Here is a 12,671-nt window from a genome sequence, read left to right on the forward strand (position 1 = left end):
TTGTATTTTCGGATAACCAAAATCATAGTAGTATGTCCACAGTCGATTTGAAAGAACGGTTGATTAGCAAAATTCAGGAAATTGAGAATGAAGATCTTCTCGCTGAGGCGTACCGTCTGCTGGGTATGGAAACTGGAATTGAAGAGCCTTTTAAATTAACCGCTGATCAAAGAACTGCTATCAACACTGGACGAGAACAAATTAAAACCGGAGAATTTTTAACTGATCAGGAGGCAAATGATAATATGGAAGAATGGCTAAAAATGTAAAATGGTCCCTACAAGCACTGAATGATCGTAAACATATTTTAAGCTATTGGATTAGAAAAAATAAACTATTTGGAATACTCATCAGGATCCCGAAAATTTGGGATGGGAATTCTAAACACATTAATGACCCCAACAACATTCCGTTATTTTATAATCAACAAGCCTGCGAACATGGTTTCGCAGTTTGTCAGCTCCGACGATGTGGGCTTGCTGGGTGATCTGGACTATGATTTTCCGGAGGGGACGCATGCGATCGGGCGGCTCGACAGCCATTCTGAGGGGCTTTTGATCCTTACTACTAATAAAAGAGTAACTAATCTGCTTTTTCAGGGCGAGGTGCCGCATAAGCGTACTTATTGGGTCAATGTGGGTTACCACGTCAGTCAGGAAACATTGCAGCTCCTGCGCACAGGCATTGCTATCCGGGTGAAAGGTGGAGGCGATTATGTTACAGCACCTTGCGAAGTTGAGATCATTGAGAGACCGCCGATTTTATCGAAAATTGAAAATGAGGCCAACCAAAATGTGCCACATACCTGGCTGAGCATTACTTTGACTGAGGGTAAATATCACCAGGTAAGGAAAATGGTACGAACTGCGGGCCATCGCTGCAAAAGATTGGTCAGGGCGAGTATTGAGGACCTGGAACTGGGAGACCTGGCACCGGGAGGCGTGAAGGAACTGGAAGAGGTAGAGTTTTTCAGATTATTGAAGATCAACAACTGGAATTCAGCGAATTCTTCCGATCGTTTGTTACCTGTGCCGTCTGTCAAAAACATCGGCTAGCAGCTTACACAGCCGTTAGATTTACTTCCATTCTTACTCATTAAACCCATTTTGAAAATGAATCTGATCGGAAATATTATCTGGCTGGTTTTTGGGGGCTTCATCGTTTTCCTCGAATACATGATCTCCGGCCTCATTCTCTGTGCCACTATTATTGGAATTCCATTTGGCCTTCAATGTTTCAAAATTGGTATCCTGGCCCTGTTTCCGTTTGGACGCCAGGTACGTGAAGTGCCCATGAATACAGGTTGCCTGTCCACATTGTTCAACATCGCCTGGATTTTCCTCGGCGGTATCTGGATTGCGCTCACGCATCTTGTTTTTGGAATAATTTTGGCCATCACCATCATCGGCCTTCCATTTGCAAAACAGCATTTCAAATTGATGAGCCTGTCTTTCACTCCTTTTGGTAAGGAAGTTTACTAATTTGTTTTCTTAAAATGCTTATATGAAAGCCGTTGTCATCACGCAGCCCGGCGCTCCTGAGGTCTTGCAGATCAGGGAAACCGACATTCCGAAGCCTGGGGCAAATCAGGTACTGATCAAAGTTTATGCCGCAGGAGTTAACCGCCCGGACGTTTATCAGCGAAAAGGAAATTATCCGCCCCCACCCGGCGCACCGAAAGATATTCCTGGACTGGAAGTGGCAGGAATTATTGAGCAAACCGGCGATCTGGTAACAGATTGGAAAATAGGCGATCGGGTTTGTGCATTACTCACAGGAGGCGGCTACGCGGAATATGCGCTAGCGCACGCAGGACATTGCCTTCCAGTACCCCGGGGTTTTGACATTGTACAGGCTGCATCTCTGCCGGAGACCGTGTTTACCGTGTGGCATAATGTGTTTCAGCGAGGAGCATTGCAGGCGGGCGAAAATTTTCTGGTACATGGCGGAAGCAGCGGCATTGGAATTACGGCCATTCAGCTAGCGAAAGCATTTGGCGCACAGGTTTTTACGACTGCCGGTACCGATGAGAAATGCAGGGCGTGTGATGAACTGGGTGCTGATCTTAGCATTAACTACAAAAAAGAAGAGTTCGAGGAAGTTCTGAAAAACATTGGAATTGATGTAATCCTTGATATGGTGGGAGGAAGTTACATTCTCAAAAATATAAGGTTATTACGTGCCGACGGGAGACTTGTTTTTATCAATATGATGGATGGAAACAAAGTAGACCATGTTGATTTTGGCCTCATTATGAAAAACCGGCTGACCATTACCGGCAGTACGCTACGAAATCGCGAACCGGAATTTAAATCCAAACTGGCGGGGGAAATAAAACAGCACGTATGGCCGCTTTTGGAAAATGGAAAATTCAAAGCCGTGATATCCCATCAGTTCCCGCTCTCGGAAGCAGCCAGGGCACATACTTTAATGGAGGATAGCGGGCATATCGGGAAAATTATCCTGGTCAATAATGGGTAGAAACTAGGTTTGACTAATACTCCTCACTTTTCAGTTTTTTGTTCAAAATCGCAGATATCTGTTCAGCCTGCGCGTACACCATTAAATGTCCTCCGCCCTCAATCACCACATCCGGTTTGACTAATTTAATGTCAATAAGCCGGTCAGCCGACCCGTGAATGTGATACAGATTCTCAGCCTTACTTTTCCTGTCCCAGCTGCTCATACGAATGAGCGCCCATTTTAGAAATTTGCTATCGGTATCGTGCAAAATGTCTTTCAATAAGGTTTTAAGCTCCGGTGTATTGGCTCCGAAAAATTTGTAAGTAAACGAATTGGTTGATTTTAGAAGTGGCGCGGAAAATGGAGAAAGGAGCAGAAATTTAACCAAACCCCTGTAAAATTTCGAAATTGGAACACCAGTCGGCGTACTTGAAATGATGACGATTTGTTCGGGATGGGTGATATTGGAGAGTTCGGAAGCGATAATCCCTCCGAAAGAAAGCCCTACCAGCTGAAATGGCTGGGTAGTATCCATTTGCGGGACCAGCCGGGCGGCATAATGTGCCAGAGGTTCTTTTTTTTGCGGCTCAATCCATTCAATGTGATGAATGATAAACTGATCGTCTAGTTTAAGTTGGCTGAAAACCCGTTTATCCGCACCCAGACCGCTTAAAAAGTACACATTCATTTTCGTTCTGGTTATCGGCTGATGAGAATCCTTGACAGTACTTTGGCTAAAGTGATGGTGACTGTAAAGCAACAGGCTGATAAACAGGAATGTACAGGGAATCCGAATATTCGAAGGCATAAGTTTAAAACTCGCTGGCTTCCGAATATACGAACTCCTGTACCATTAAGATTCGCGGCTACCTGGATAAGTTATAACGCAACCCTCCCATCAGCCATCTTCCTGGCATTTTGGAACCCAGCAGATCACTATATTGAATATCGAAAGCATTGTCGGCCTGGACGAAAACCGCCAGTGTGCGATTGATAAATGCATACTCAGCTTTCGCATTCAGGAGAAAATAGTTTTTGGTGATAGAAGCTTCGATGGCGGTAGCTTCCCGTGCTGCGCGTTTTTTGTACAATCCATTGAGGCTTAATGAAAATCCTGACACTTGGTACACTGCCGAGAAATTGGTTAGGAACTTGGCATGAGACGAAACATAGAATGATTGAACTGAGCTGCTGTTTTTGCTGTCGAGCCAGGTTAATCCAGCATTAAGGAGCAATTTCTGGCTTTCGCTTATTGTGTTAACAGATTGAAAATCAATTTCAAAGCCGGTTGTATTCACTTCTGCGATGTTTAATGCTAGTCCAAAACTTCCGGTCGGTGAAAGGTTATCTTTTCTGGGCATATTGGCGTACGGCGTGGTAACATAGTCGATCAGGTCATTTTGAAGGCGCTGGAAAAATGTACCAGAAATTTTAAGCTGAGAAGTGCCGCTATTACCTGCAAACCAGTCCGCTCCTGCTTCATAGCTGAATGAACTCTCCGCTTTCAGGTTCGGGTTACCAACATTGCCGCCGGTAACCAGTTTTTTATTGTAGTTATTAAATCTCTCCGTAAAATCAGCGTCCCTGATCGTTTTACCAGCGCTTCCGCGAAGTTGCCAGCTGTCCTTTTTGAATGAAATATTAATCTGCGGAACAGCTTCCGTACCGATACTTTCACGCCAGTCTACCCGGATGGACGGTGTTACCGTAAAGTACTGACCAAAGCTTTGAACCAATGAAACAAATGGGGCAAACTGATTTAATGAATGGTCGCCGCGGTCATTGGACGCAATATTTCTGTTCTGATAATTCAATCCCGAGATCAGGTTACTATTTTGGGTCAATGCTTGCTGCCAAACTAATAGCCCTTGCCAAAGCTGTGATTTGCTGCTGTTGGCAATAGAATGTGGGTTAAAGAGATAATGGTCACGCACGAATTTGTAGCCGCCATCGAAGGTAACCGTCGTTTTGTTCTTTTTATAGCCCAGCCTCAACTGGTTCCAGGAGGTTTTTACAGTTTCGCTAGCCGTATCAGACTTGATGACTGTATAGAAATTCTGCGCTGCAAAATCGCGGTGGTCGTAGGCGCTTCTTACACCCAGCGTCCAGTTTGGAGACAATGCATAATTCAGGGAAAGTGAAGCGGTATTATTGTGAAAATATCCTTTAATACCTCTCTGCTGCACGCCAGAAGCATTATTGGACAATAGTCCTCCCGATACCGACAGTTTATTGCGCTGAATGAATCCACCGACATTGGCAGAAAACAATCCGTATTCGCCGCCAGTAACTGCTGCATTCAGATTTGACTTTTTGCTGAATAAGCCATTCGTTTCTCCATCGCCGGTCTGCAATTTTGCCGCGAATGTTTTGGAAATCACATGAATAACCCCGCCCACGGCATCGGAGCCATAAATGGCGGAGGAAGCACCTTTCAAAACCTCGATCCGCTCAATTTCTGAGGGAGAAATGGGTATGTAGCTATTGAAATGCCCGGTATTAGGATCATTTAAACGCAATCCATCGAGGATCACAAGTACCTGCTGGAATGTTCCGCCGCGAAGTACAATGTCACTTTGCGAGCCCATCGGTCCGCGCGCCTGGATTTCGACGCCTGGTACGTAGCGCAAAAGATCATCGATACTATGTACGGGCAGATTTTGGAAATATTCACCTTTGATAACGGCAATGTTACGGCCAGTTTGAGAAGCTCTTTTTTCAGCGAGCGAGGAGGTTACCGTGACCGGGTCCAGTGAAATCTCCTGGGCTGAGGCGAGCGGTACTGCAAATAGGAAAGTGAGAGCGATTTGAATGTAATGTCTATTCATGTCGGGTGATTCAAAAAATATTACTTCTACAAAATTACTATCTTGCCGGACTGTTAACATGCTCCGGTTTTAATCTAATGAGTAGTCCGGTTGAAATACCATTCAAAAATGTAATACTGCTGGACCGGCTCTCCGGGACACCTGTATACCTGCAAATAGCCCGCCAAATGATCAATGCGATCCAGCGCGGCCTGCTTACCAAAGGCGTGAAATTGCCCGGTACCCGATCGCTTGCTGAAACACTGGAAGTACACCGGAAAACGGTGGTAGCAGCATACGATGAGCTGGATGCGCAGGGCTGGATCGAAATGTTGCCTAATAAAGGCACTTTTGTAACCAAAAAATCGCCGGTTTCTACTGCTAGTCCGCTGGAATTCAATGCAAATGACCTGGTTAGCTATCCGAAACAAACCGGTTTTGCCTTTGACCAAAGCATGCTGCTCGACCGCCCGGTGTCAGTTTCCAAAGTGGATCTTGAATTTACCGACGGACTCCCGGATGTAAGATTGGCACCCATGGACAAGCTCGCGAAAACCTATTCCAGTGTTTTAAAACGAAATAATAACCGTAAGTATCTGAGTTATTCGCACGTTGAAGGCAATGCGTTTTTCAGGGAAAAGCTGGCGGGCTATCTCAACAATACTCGTGGATTGCACGTCAGCAAAGAGAATATCATCACTACCCGGGGCATTCAAATGGGCATTTACCTGGCTTCGATGCTTCTGATCAAAAAGGGAGACAATGTGGTCGTGGGTAACCTGAGCTACTATGTGGCCAATATGATTTTTCAACAAGCCGGCGCGAATATTCTTTCGGTACCGGTTGATGATCAGGGGATTTCGGTGGAGGCGATCAAGCGGCTTTGCGAAACGACGCGGATCAGGATGCTTTACATTACACCTCACCATCATTACCCTACCACGGTTACACTGAGCGCTGAAAGACGGGTGGAACTGCTGAATTTGTCGGTCAAATATGGCTTTATCATTCTGGAAGACGACCACGATTATGATTTTCACTATCATAGTAGTCCGGTTTTACCGCTGGCCAGTGCCGATAGTGCGGGAATGGTGGTATATGTCGGTTCATTTTGCAAAGCTTTGGCGCCGGGACTTCGGTCGGGTTACATTGTCGCGCCGGAGAACCTGATCACAGAACTGGGTAAATTCAGGCGAATTATCGATAGGCAGGGTGATTTGATGATGGAGCAGGCATTGGGTGAGCTTTTGGATGAGGGAGAAATTCAGCGGCACATTAAAAAGGCGCAGAAAGTGTACCACCAGCGACGCGACCAGCTCAGTGGACTTCTGACGGATCATCTCAGCGAATTTTTGTCTTTCAAATCTCCGCCGGGCGGTCTCGCGATATGGACCGAATGGCGAAAAGACATCAACCTCATGCGGGTTAGCAAAGCATGCCTGAAACACAATCTGCATTTACCACAAACCTTATTATTTCAGACGGGCCAACTAAGTGCAATGCGGCTCGGATTTGGAAATATGGACACCGAAGAGCTGAGCGAATCGATTCATATTTTACAAAAGGTATTAGAAAGTGATGGTTCCTAGCTTATTGCTGTATCACTTTTCCATGCACATTCATGAAGAAACGAACTTTTATCAAACTATCATCTGCCTTAATGACCGCTCCTTTATTTTCACCATTAACCGGCTGGGCTGCAAGCAATGGAAACCCAAGCGATAAGCTAAAAAACTGGGCTGGTAATCTGGAATACAGTACCGAGCGGCTGGATAATGCAAAGTCTGTGAAGCAGGTTCAGGAAATTGTGAAGAAGTACGACAAGCTGAAAGTCCTTGGGACGCGGCATTGTTTCAATAACATTGCGGACACGAAAGATCAGTTTGTTTCTTTGGTGAATGCCGAGGAACAAATTGTAATAGATGAAAAAAATAAAACGGTAACGGTTAATTCCGGTTTGAAATATGGTCAGTTAAGCCCTTACCTGCATCAAAAAGGCTTTGCATTGCATAACCTGGCTTCGCTGCCGCACATATCCGTCGCAGGTGCTTGTGCAACGGCTACGCACGGGTCGGGTGAGAAAAATGGTAACCTTTCGACGGCCGTTTCGGCGATGGAGCTGGTCACCGCGAGTGGCGATGTGGTACAGCTAAGCCGTAAAAAGGACGCGGATCAATTCAATGGGGCGGTGGTGAACCTCGGTGCATTGGGCGTAGTGACGAAAGTGACGCTGGACATTCAGCCCACGTTCCTGATGGGACAATATGTGTACGAAAATATTCCATTGGATCAGTTAAGAGACAATTTTGACAAGATTCAGGATAGCGGATATAGTGTCAGCCTGTTTACGAATTGGGCTACAAATGACATTACGGAGATTTGGCTCAAATTCAAAATGAACAGCATGAACCCACTTAAAGTGCAGCCGGATAAAGAATTTTTTGGCGGGAAACTGGCTACTAAAAACCTCCATCCGATCCCCGAATTGTCAGCAGAAAACTGTACCGAACAAATGGGTGTCGCAGGGCCGTGGTATGAACGTATGCCGCATTTCAAAATGGGTTTTACACCTAGTAGCGGTGTAGAACTGCAATCCGAGTATTTTGTCCCCCGTAAACATGCGGTGGACGCGATCATGGCGGTTTCCAGGCTTGGAAAACAGATTACCCCGCATCTATTAACCTCCGAAATTCGTACCATTGTGGCGGATGATTTCTGGATGAGCCCGTGTTACAAGCAGGATTCGGTGGCAATCCACTTCACCTGGAAGCAGGATTGGCCGGCTGTTAGTAAGCTATTGCCTATCATTGAAAAGGAACTCGCACCTTACAATGTACGCCCGCATTGGGGCAAACTTTTTACGGTTTCACCCGATCTGCTGGAAAAACGATATCCACGTTTTGCAGACTTCCGGGAGCTTGCAAAAAAATATGATCCAAAGGGGAAATTTCGTAACGATTTCCTGAACCTCAATATTTTTGGAGCCTGAATTGAATGATTCCGGCCATTATTTTTGTTGTCTAAATGTCTGTACAGATCTTTTTCTTACGTTATCCGTAAGTAAGATTTTGCTAATTCATCACCTCAATTAATCAGGTAATATAATGGCTACTAAAATAAAGGACATACCTGCCGCCGCCCAGGAAATTACGGCAGACAGGATTACGGAGTTATTTATGCAATATGTTTTGGAGAATAGTAAAAAGCCGGAGTCGGTCTACTTATTCTGCAAGCACATTGGAATGGTTGAGAAGGATTTTTACAAACATTTTGCTTCCATTGATTCGATTGAGAAAAGTGTGTTTGTCAGCTTTCACAAACTGGCCGTGAACCTGATCAGCCAGAGCGGTGATCTGGATTTACTGGGCTTCCGGGATAAGCTGCTGACTTACTACTACACTTATTTTGAAATTCTGACGGCAAACCGGAGTTATGTGGTGCTTGCATTGAAGCAAGAGAAGAACAGACTGAACAGTTTATTGAAACTGAAAGAATTCAGAACACATTTCAAGGCATTTATTACCGAGATCAGCGCGGGCTATCTCAAAGTAAAAAGCGAGAGGATACATAAAGCGCAGCAGGATGCTTTGGAAGAGGGAGCGTGGATACAATTTATGGTTACGCTGAAATTCTGGCTGGATGACGAATCGATCGGGTTCGAAAAAACGGATCTTTTTATCGAGAAATCCATCAGAGCCACCTTTGACCTGATCGATACCACACCACTCGAAAGTGTGATCGATTTTGGTAAATTTCTCATTAAAGAAAAACTGAAGTAGGAATGGAGACCATAGATAGCATACCTACTTCGAAAATACAACGTGCCACCAGATTGATTACCACCGGAGTTAAAATCGGGGGTAATTATTTGAAATATTACGGTGAAAAGATTACTAATCCCGAGTCAGCGCGGGACAATCTTAATACGAATAACGCTGAGGACATTTACGACGGTCTCAAAAACCTGAAAGGCAGCGCGTTAAAGCTGGCGCAAATGCTGAGTATGGAGAAGAATTTCCTTCCGCAAGCGTATGTGGAGAAGTTTTCACTAGCTCAATTTTCGGTGCCGCCATTGTCAGCGCCGCTGGTAGTAAGGACTTTCAGGAAATATTTTGGCAAATCGCCATTGGACCTATTTGATACGTTCGATCCAAATGCGATCAATGCAGCAAGTATTGGTCAGGTTCACAAGGCTACTGCCAATGGAAAAAATCTGGCGGTGAAAATCCAGTACCCTGGCGTTGCGGAGAGTATTTCTTCCGATCTCGCATTGGTGAAACCGATCGCCATGAAAATGTTTAACATTCAGACGAAGGACTCAGACAAGTATTTTAAGGAAGTTGAGACGAAACTGACGGAGGAGACGAATTACATTCTGGAAATTGCCCAGAGTACTGAAATTGCAGAAGCTTGTGCACACATTCCGAATCTGAGATTTCCTAACTACTATCCTGAGTTTTCCAGCGAGCGTGTCATTACGATGGATTGGATGACTGGCAAGCATTTGTCAGAGTTTGTAAAGACAAATCCGGACCAGTATACCGCCAATAAGATCGGGCAAGCGTTGTGGGATTTTTACATGTTCCAGGTGCATCAGTTGCGTAAGGTGCACGCAGATCCGCACCCGGGAAATTTTCTGGTGGATGATCAGGACAATTTGATCGCCATTGATTTTGGTTGTATTAAGGAGATTCCGGAGGCATTTTACACGCCGTACTTCGAACTGGCAGAGCCGGAAAATCTGAATGATCCGGCAATATTTCATTCAAGGTTATTTGAACTGGAAATATTGACTGATAAGGACACCCGCGAAGAGACCATTTATTTTTCGAACCTCTTCCGGGAAATACTCACGCTGTTGACCCAGCCATTCCAATCTGAAACATTCGATTTTTCTGATGAGCAGTTTTTTGCGAAACTGGCAGCATTGGGAGAGAAATATGCGAATGACAAAGAGCTGCGCAAAATGAATATGAACCGCGGCTCGAAGCATTTTATCTACATCAACAGGACATTCTTCGGACTTTTTAGCTTGTTGCACGATTTGAAGGCGACCGTGGATACGAAACAGTTTGTGGCTTAACAAGTAACAAAAACCCCTTTTAATGCAGGCAACCCATATTGCCTGCATTTTTTATGCCTGATTTTCTTTCGGCGGCTTTCTGCGTTTCACCAGCCTGAACAAATTATTATTCGCCTGTTCGGGCGTCTGATCACCCAATAAGATACCCCAGGGTTTCAAGCCATCGACGCGGTCAAATATGACTTTCATCATAGCAATCGCGGGAATAGACAGGAACATTCCTGAAAAACCGGCCAATGCACCCCCTACCAGAACACCAACAATGGAAACCAGCGCATTGATTCTTACTTTGGAACCGACTATCAGAGGCACAAGGAAGTTGTTATCAATAAATTGAACCGCGATAAAAACCCCGACAACTCCGAGCAATGTGTCCGGCTCGGGATGACTGATGAATGTGACCATTACGGCAAGTGCGGTGGCAACCAGCCCGCCAATGTAGGGTACCAGGTTCAGGATTGCTGCCATAATACCCAATAGTACTGCATACTGGACATTCAAAATCAATAACCCAACTGAATTGAGGATAGCGACCGTTGTCGTTTCCAAAAGTAGACCTACCATATAGCTTTGAATGATCGATTTGATCTGTCCGAGTGCTTCGAGCACCTTTTCTTTGTGTTTTTCCGCAAAAAGTACCACCATGAAATGTAGTAACATGGTGCGGTAGTAGAGCAACAAAAATGCATATATGGGTATGAGGATCAATGTCCCCAGCGGGCCTGTCACTACGCCCAAAGTTTCGGCACCCTGAAAATTTTCCAGTGTTTTCGTCTGAGCGTTTTTAAGGTATTCGGCTTGCTGGCGATAACTTACGCTATATTCCCTGCGAATCCATCTCCTCGCGTCTCGGTAAAATTCGTTGATATTTTTTTTCAGCTTAGGCCATTCGTCTGAAAAATCAGAAAGTTGCATGGATAGCAATACTGCCACCCCGGACACAAGTACAACAGCCAGTAACACAGCAAGACTGATCGCAATGACTTTGGGGACGCCGATCCGCATCAGCCAACTTTCCACGGGGCGGAGTAGCACTGCAATGAGCCCAGCAAGAGCCAGTGGCACAATAATATCCTGACCGAGGAATATGGCCAGCATGACGAGACCTATGCCAAGAAGGGAAAGAGAAAATTTTTGATAAAATTGGGTTTCGCTGGACTCAGTCAATTTGGGTTTTGTTTAGGGATTCTAAATTAGTTTGTGAAATATTAAATTTTATTAACTTTGTGTAAACACACTATAATAATTCATAATGGTCGTAATCAGTTACAAGATGATTAGGGAATTTGCGCTAGCACACCACGATTCCGCTACTTCTTTAAACTTGTGGTACAAAATAGTCCAAAAAACAAATTGGGCCAATTTTCACCAATTAAAGGAAACATTTAACTCCGTTGATTCTGTCGGAAACGACCGCTACGTATTTAACATTAAAGGGAACAACTATCGACTGGTTGCATTAATCAATTTTAATGTCAGAACTATTTACATTCTTTTTATCGGGACGCATAACGATTATGACAAAATTGACGCTTCGACCATAAAATTTAGAAAGAAATAATCATGGAATTTGAAAAAATAAAAACTGAGCCAGAATACGAAAGTATAATGGAGGATATTTTGGACATCATGAACAAGGGAGAGGCCAATATCTCTGACGTTGAGTCAAAAAAATTATACAAAATGGCCCTGGCAGCCCAGGCTTACGAACAGGAGCATTACTACATTGAGCCGCCAAGGACGCTGGAAGGAATGATTGAACTGCGCATGTATGAGATGAAATTGAAACAAAAGGACCTGGCCAAAACGCTGGGTGTTAGCGGAGCTAAGCTTTCGCTGATCCTAAACGGAAAGCAAAAACCGGATATTCCTTTCATCAAAGCCGTCCATACCAAGCTGAATGTTCCTGCTGATTTTATTTTGCAGCATATTTAGGCAGCCCTATTCGACCTTAAATTCAGGATTATAGATCAAGCCAACCACATTTCCCCAGGGGTCTTTGACGGAAGCCACCATGATTTCTCCTCCAACATTGGTCGGAGCTTCGTGGGTGGTAGCGCCCGCGGCAATGAATTTTTCATATTCGGAATGAATGTCTTCCACGCCCCAGTAGGTTACAACATTGTCACTTTTTTGATCTGCCGGGGTTTCGTCAGGCTGTAATCCTAATTCAAAGCCTGCGATATTGAAGCCGACATAAAACGGCTCGTCGAAATAAGGATTTGTTTCAAACACCACAGCGTACCATTTTTTAGCCTCGCTGATGTTGGAAACTTTGTAAATGTTGGTTCTTAGCCCAAGGATTTTCTTTGTCATGG

14 protein-coding genes are annotated in these 12,671 nt (G+C 44.7%); 10 read left to right on the forward strand and 4 right to left on the reverse strand.

The window, feature by feature from the left end; translation table 11 throughout:
- Nucleotides 1-32: 32 nt before the first annotated feature.
- From ABIO93_RS11080 to ABIO93_RS11095, 4 genes are all read left to right on the forward strand, one after another.
- Nucleotides 33-269: a hypothetical protein gene (locus ABIO93_RS11080; protein ID WP_348067499.1), complete on the forward strand. Its 237-nt coding sequence runs from the start codon at nt 33-35 to the stop codon at nt 267-269.
- Between the two features lie 123 nt (nt 270-392).
- Nucleotides 393-1,055 carry a pseudouridine synthase gene (locus ABIO93_RS11085; RefSeq protein WP_348067501.1) on the forward strand — a complete coding sequence of 221 codons (663 nt, stop codon included), beginning with the start codon at nt 393-395 and terminating at the stop codon, nt 1,053-1,055.
- A gap of 57 nt (nt 1,056-1,112) precedes the next feature.
- Nucleotides 1,113-1,481 carry a YccF domain-containing protein gene (locus tag ABIO93_RS11090; RefSeq protein ID WP_348067503.1) on the forward strand — a complete coding sequence of 123 codons (369 nt, stop codon included), beginning with the start codon at nt 1,113-1,115 and terminating at the stop codon, nt 1,479-1,481.
- A gap of 22 nt (nt 1,482-1,503) precedes the next feature.
- Nucleotides 1,504-2,481: an NAD(P)H-quinone oxidoreductase gene (locus tag ABIO93_RS11095; protein WP_348067505.1), complete on the forward strand. Its 978-nt coding sequence runs from the start codon at nt 1,504-1,506 to the stop codon at nt 2,479-2,481.
- A 13-nt stretch (nt 2,482-2,494) separates the two neighbouring features.
- On the opposite strand, the gene ABIO93_RS11100 is transcribed toward ABIO93_RS11095, so the two are convergent.
- Together ABIO93_RS11100 and ABIO93_RS11105 are read right to left on the reverse strand one after the other, a co-directional pair.
- A complete protein-coding gene (locus ABIO93_RS11100; RefSeq protein ID WP_348067507.1) occupies nt 2,495-3,271 on the reverse strand; it encodes an alpha/beta hydrolase in 777 nt (258 codons plus the stop codon).
- Nucleotides 3,272-3,329: 58 nt separating this feature from the next.
- Complete coding sequence (locus tag ABIO93_RS11105; protein WP_348067509.1) at nt 3,330-5,291, reverse strand: TonB-dependent receptor; 1,962 nt, start codon at nt 5,289-5,291, stop codon at nt 3,330-3,332.
- A gap of 77 nt (nt 5,292-5,368) precedes the next feature.
- Here ABIO93_RS11105 and ABIO93_RS11110 point away from each other — a divergent pair, with 77 nt between their 5' ends.
- The 4 genes from ABIO93_RS11110 (at nt 5,369) to ABIO93_RS11125 (ending at nt 10,353) form a co-directional block, all read left to right on the forward strand.
- Nucleotides 5,369-6,859 carry a PLP-dependent aminotransferase family protein gene (locus tag ABIO93_RS11110; RefSeq protein WP_348067511.1) on the forward strand — a complete coding sequence of 497 codons (1,491 nt, stop codon included), beginning with the start codon at nt 5,369-5,371 and terminating at the stop codon, nt 6,857-6,859.
- Between the two features lie 32 nt (nt 6,860-6,891).
- Nucleotides 6,892-8,259 carry a D-arabinono-1,4-lactone oxidase gene (locus ABIO93_RS11115; RefSeq protein ID WP_348067513.1) on the forward strand — a complete coding sequence of 456 codons (1,368 nt, stop codon included), beginning with the start codon at nt 6,892-6,894 and terminating at the stop codon, nt 8,257-8,259.
- Nucleotides 8,260-8,374: 115 nt separating this feature from the next.
- Nucleotides 8,375-9,049: a TetR family transcriptional regulator C-terminal domain-containing protein gene (locus ABIO93_RS11120; protein ID WP_348067515.1), complete on the forward strand. Its 675-nt coding sequence runs from the start codon at nt 8,375-8,377 to the stop codon at nt 9,047-9,049.
- Nucleotides 9,050-9,051: 2 nt separating this feature from the next.
- Nucleotides 9,052-10,353, forward strand: a complete 1,302-nt coding sequence (locus tag ABIO93_RS11125) for an AarF/ABC1/UbiB kinase family protein (protein ID WP_348067517.1) — start codon at nt 9,052-9,054, stop codon at nt 10,351-10,353.
- Between the two features lie 51 nt (nt 10,354-10,404).
- Here the strand turns inward: ABIO93_RS11125 and ABIO93_RS11130 are convergent, their stop codons facing one another.
- Nucleotides 10,405-11,451: an AI-2E family transporter gene (locus tag ABIO93_RS11130; protein WP_348067586.1), complete on the reverse strand. Its 1,047-nt coding sequence runs from the start codon at nt 11,449-11,451 to the stop codon at nt 10,405-10,407.
- Nucleotides 11,452-11,626: 175 nt separating this feature from the next.
- Between ABIO93_RS11130 and ABIO93_RS11135 the strand changes: the two genes are divergently transcribed.
- Together ABIO93_RS11135 and ABIO93_RS11140 are read left to right on the forward strand one after the other, a co-directional pair.
- Nucleotides 11,627-11,914 (forward strand): type II toxin-antitoxin system HigB family toxin, encoded by a 288-nt coding sequence (locus tag ABIO93_RS11135; RefSeq protein WP_348067519.1) that lies wholly within the window; start codon nt 11,627-11,629, stop codon nt 11,912-11,914.
- Between the two features lie 2 nt (nt 11,915-11,916).
- The gene (locus tag ABIO93_RS11140) at nt 11,917-12,288 is read left to right on the forward strand and encodes a helix-turn-helix domain-containing protein (RefSeq protein ID WP_348067521.1); all 372 of its coding nucleotides are present in this window, start codon (nt 11,917-11,919) and stop codon (nt 12,286-12,288) included.
- A 6-nt stretch (nt 12,289-12,294) separates the two neighbouring features.
- On the opposite strand, the gene ABIO93_RS11145 is transcribed toward ABIO93_RS11140, so the two are convergent.
- Nucleotides 12,295-12,669, reverse strand: a complete 375-nt coding sequence (locus ABIO93_RS11145; protein WP_348067523.1) for a VOC family protein — start codon at nt 12,667-12,669, stop codon at nt 12,295-12,297.
- Between the last annotated feature and the right edge of the window lie 2 nt (nt 12,670-12,671).

Origin of the sequence: Dyadobacter sp. (assembly GCF_039919315.1) — a bacterium.
Taxonomy (GTDB): Bacteria; Bacteroidota; Bacteroidia; order Cytophagales; family Spirosomataceae; genus Dyadobacter.

Coding starts and splice junctions, on each gene's coding strand:
- ABIO93_RS11080 (WP_348067499.1), top strand. CDS start 33: ATGTCCACAGTCGATTTGAAAGAACGGTTGATTAGCAAAATTCAGGAA.
- ABIO93_RS11085 (WP_348067501.1), top strand. CDS start 393: ATGACCCCAACAACATTCCGTTATTTTATAATCAACAAGCCTGCGAAC.
- ABIO93_RS11090 (WP_348067503.1), top strand. CDS start 1,113: ATGAATCTGATCGGAAATATTATCTGGCTGGTTTTTGGGGGCTTCATC.
- ABIO93_RS11095 (WP_348067505.1), top strand. CDS start 1,504: ATGAAAGCCGTTGTCATCACGCAGCCCGGCGCTCCTGAGGTCTTGCAG.
- ABIO93_RS11100 (WP_348067507.1), bottom strand. CDS start 3,271: ATGCCTTCGAATATTCGGATTCCCTGTACATTCCTGTTTATCAGCCTG.
- ABIO93_RS11105 (WP_348067509.1), bottom strand. CDS start 5,291: ATGAATAGACATTACATTCAAATCGCTCTCACTTTCCTATTTGCAGTA.
- ABIO93_RS11110 (WP_348067511.1), top strand. CDS start 5,369: ATGAGTAGTCCGGTTGAAATACCATTCAAAAATGTAATACTGCTGGAC.
- ABIO93_RS11115 (WP_348067513.1), top strand. CDS start 6,892: ATGAAGAAACGAACTTTTATCAAACTATCATCTGCCTTAATGACCGCT.
- ABIO93_RS11120 (WP_348067515.1), top strand. CDS start 8,375: ATGGCTACTAAAATAAAGGACATACCTGCCGCCGCCCAGGAAATTACG.
- ABIO93_RS11125 (WP_348067517.1), top strand. CDS start 9,052: ATGGAGACCATAGATAGCATACCTACTTCGAAAATACAACGTGCCACC.
- ABIO93_RS11130 (WP_348067586.1), bottom strand. CDS start 11,451: ATGCTGGCCATATTCCTCGGTCAGGATATTATTGTGCCACTGGCTCTT.
- ABIO93_RS11135 (WP_348067519.1), top strand. CDS start 11,627: ATGATTAGGGAATTTGCGCTAGCACACCACGATTCCGCTACTTCTTTA.
- ABIO93_RS11140 (WP_348067521.1), top strand. CDS start 11,917: ATGGAATTTGAAAAAATAAAAACTGAGCCAGAATACGAAAGTATAATG.
- ABIO93_RS11145 (WP_348067523.1), bottom strand. CDS start 12,669: ATGACAAAGAAAATCCTTGGGCTAAGAACCAACATTTACAAAGTTTCC.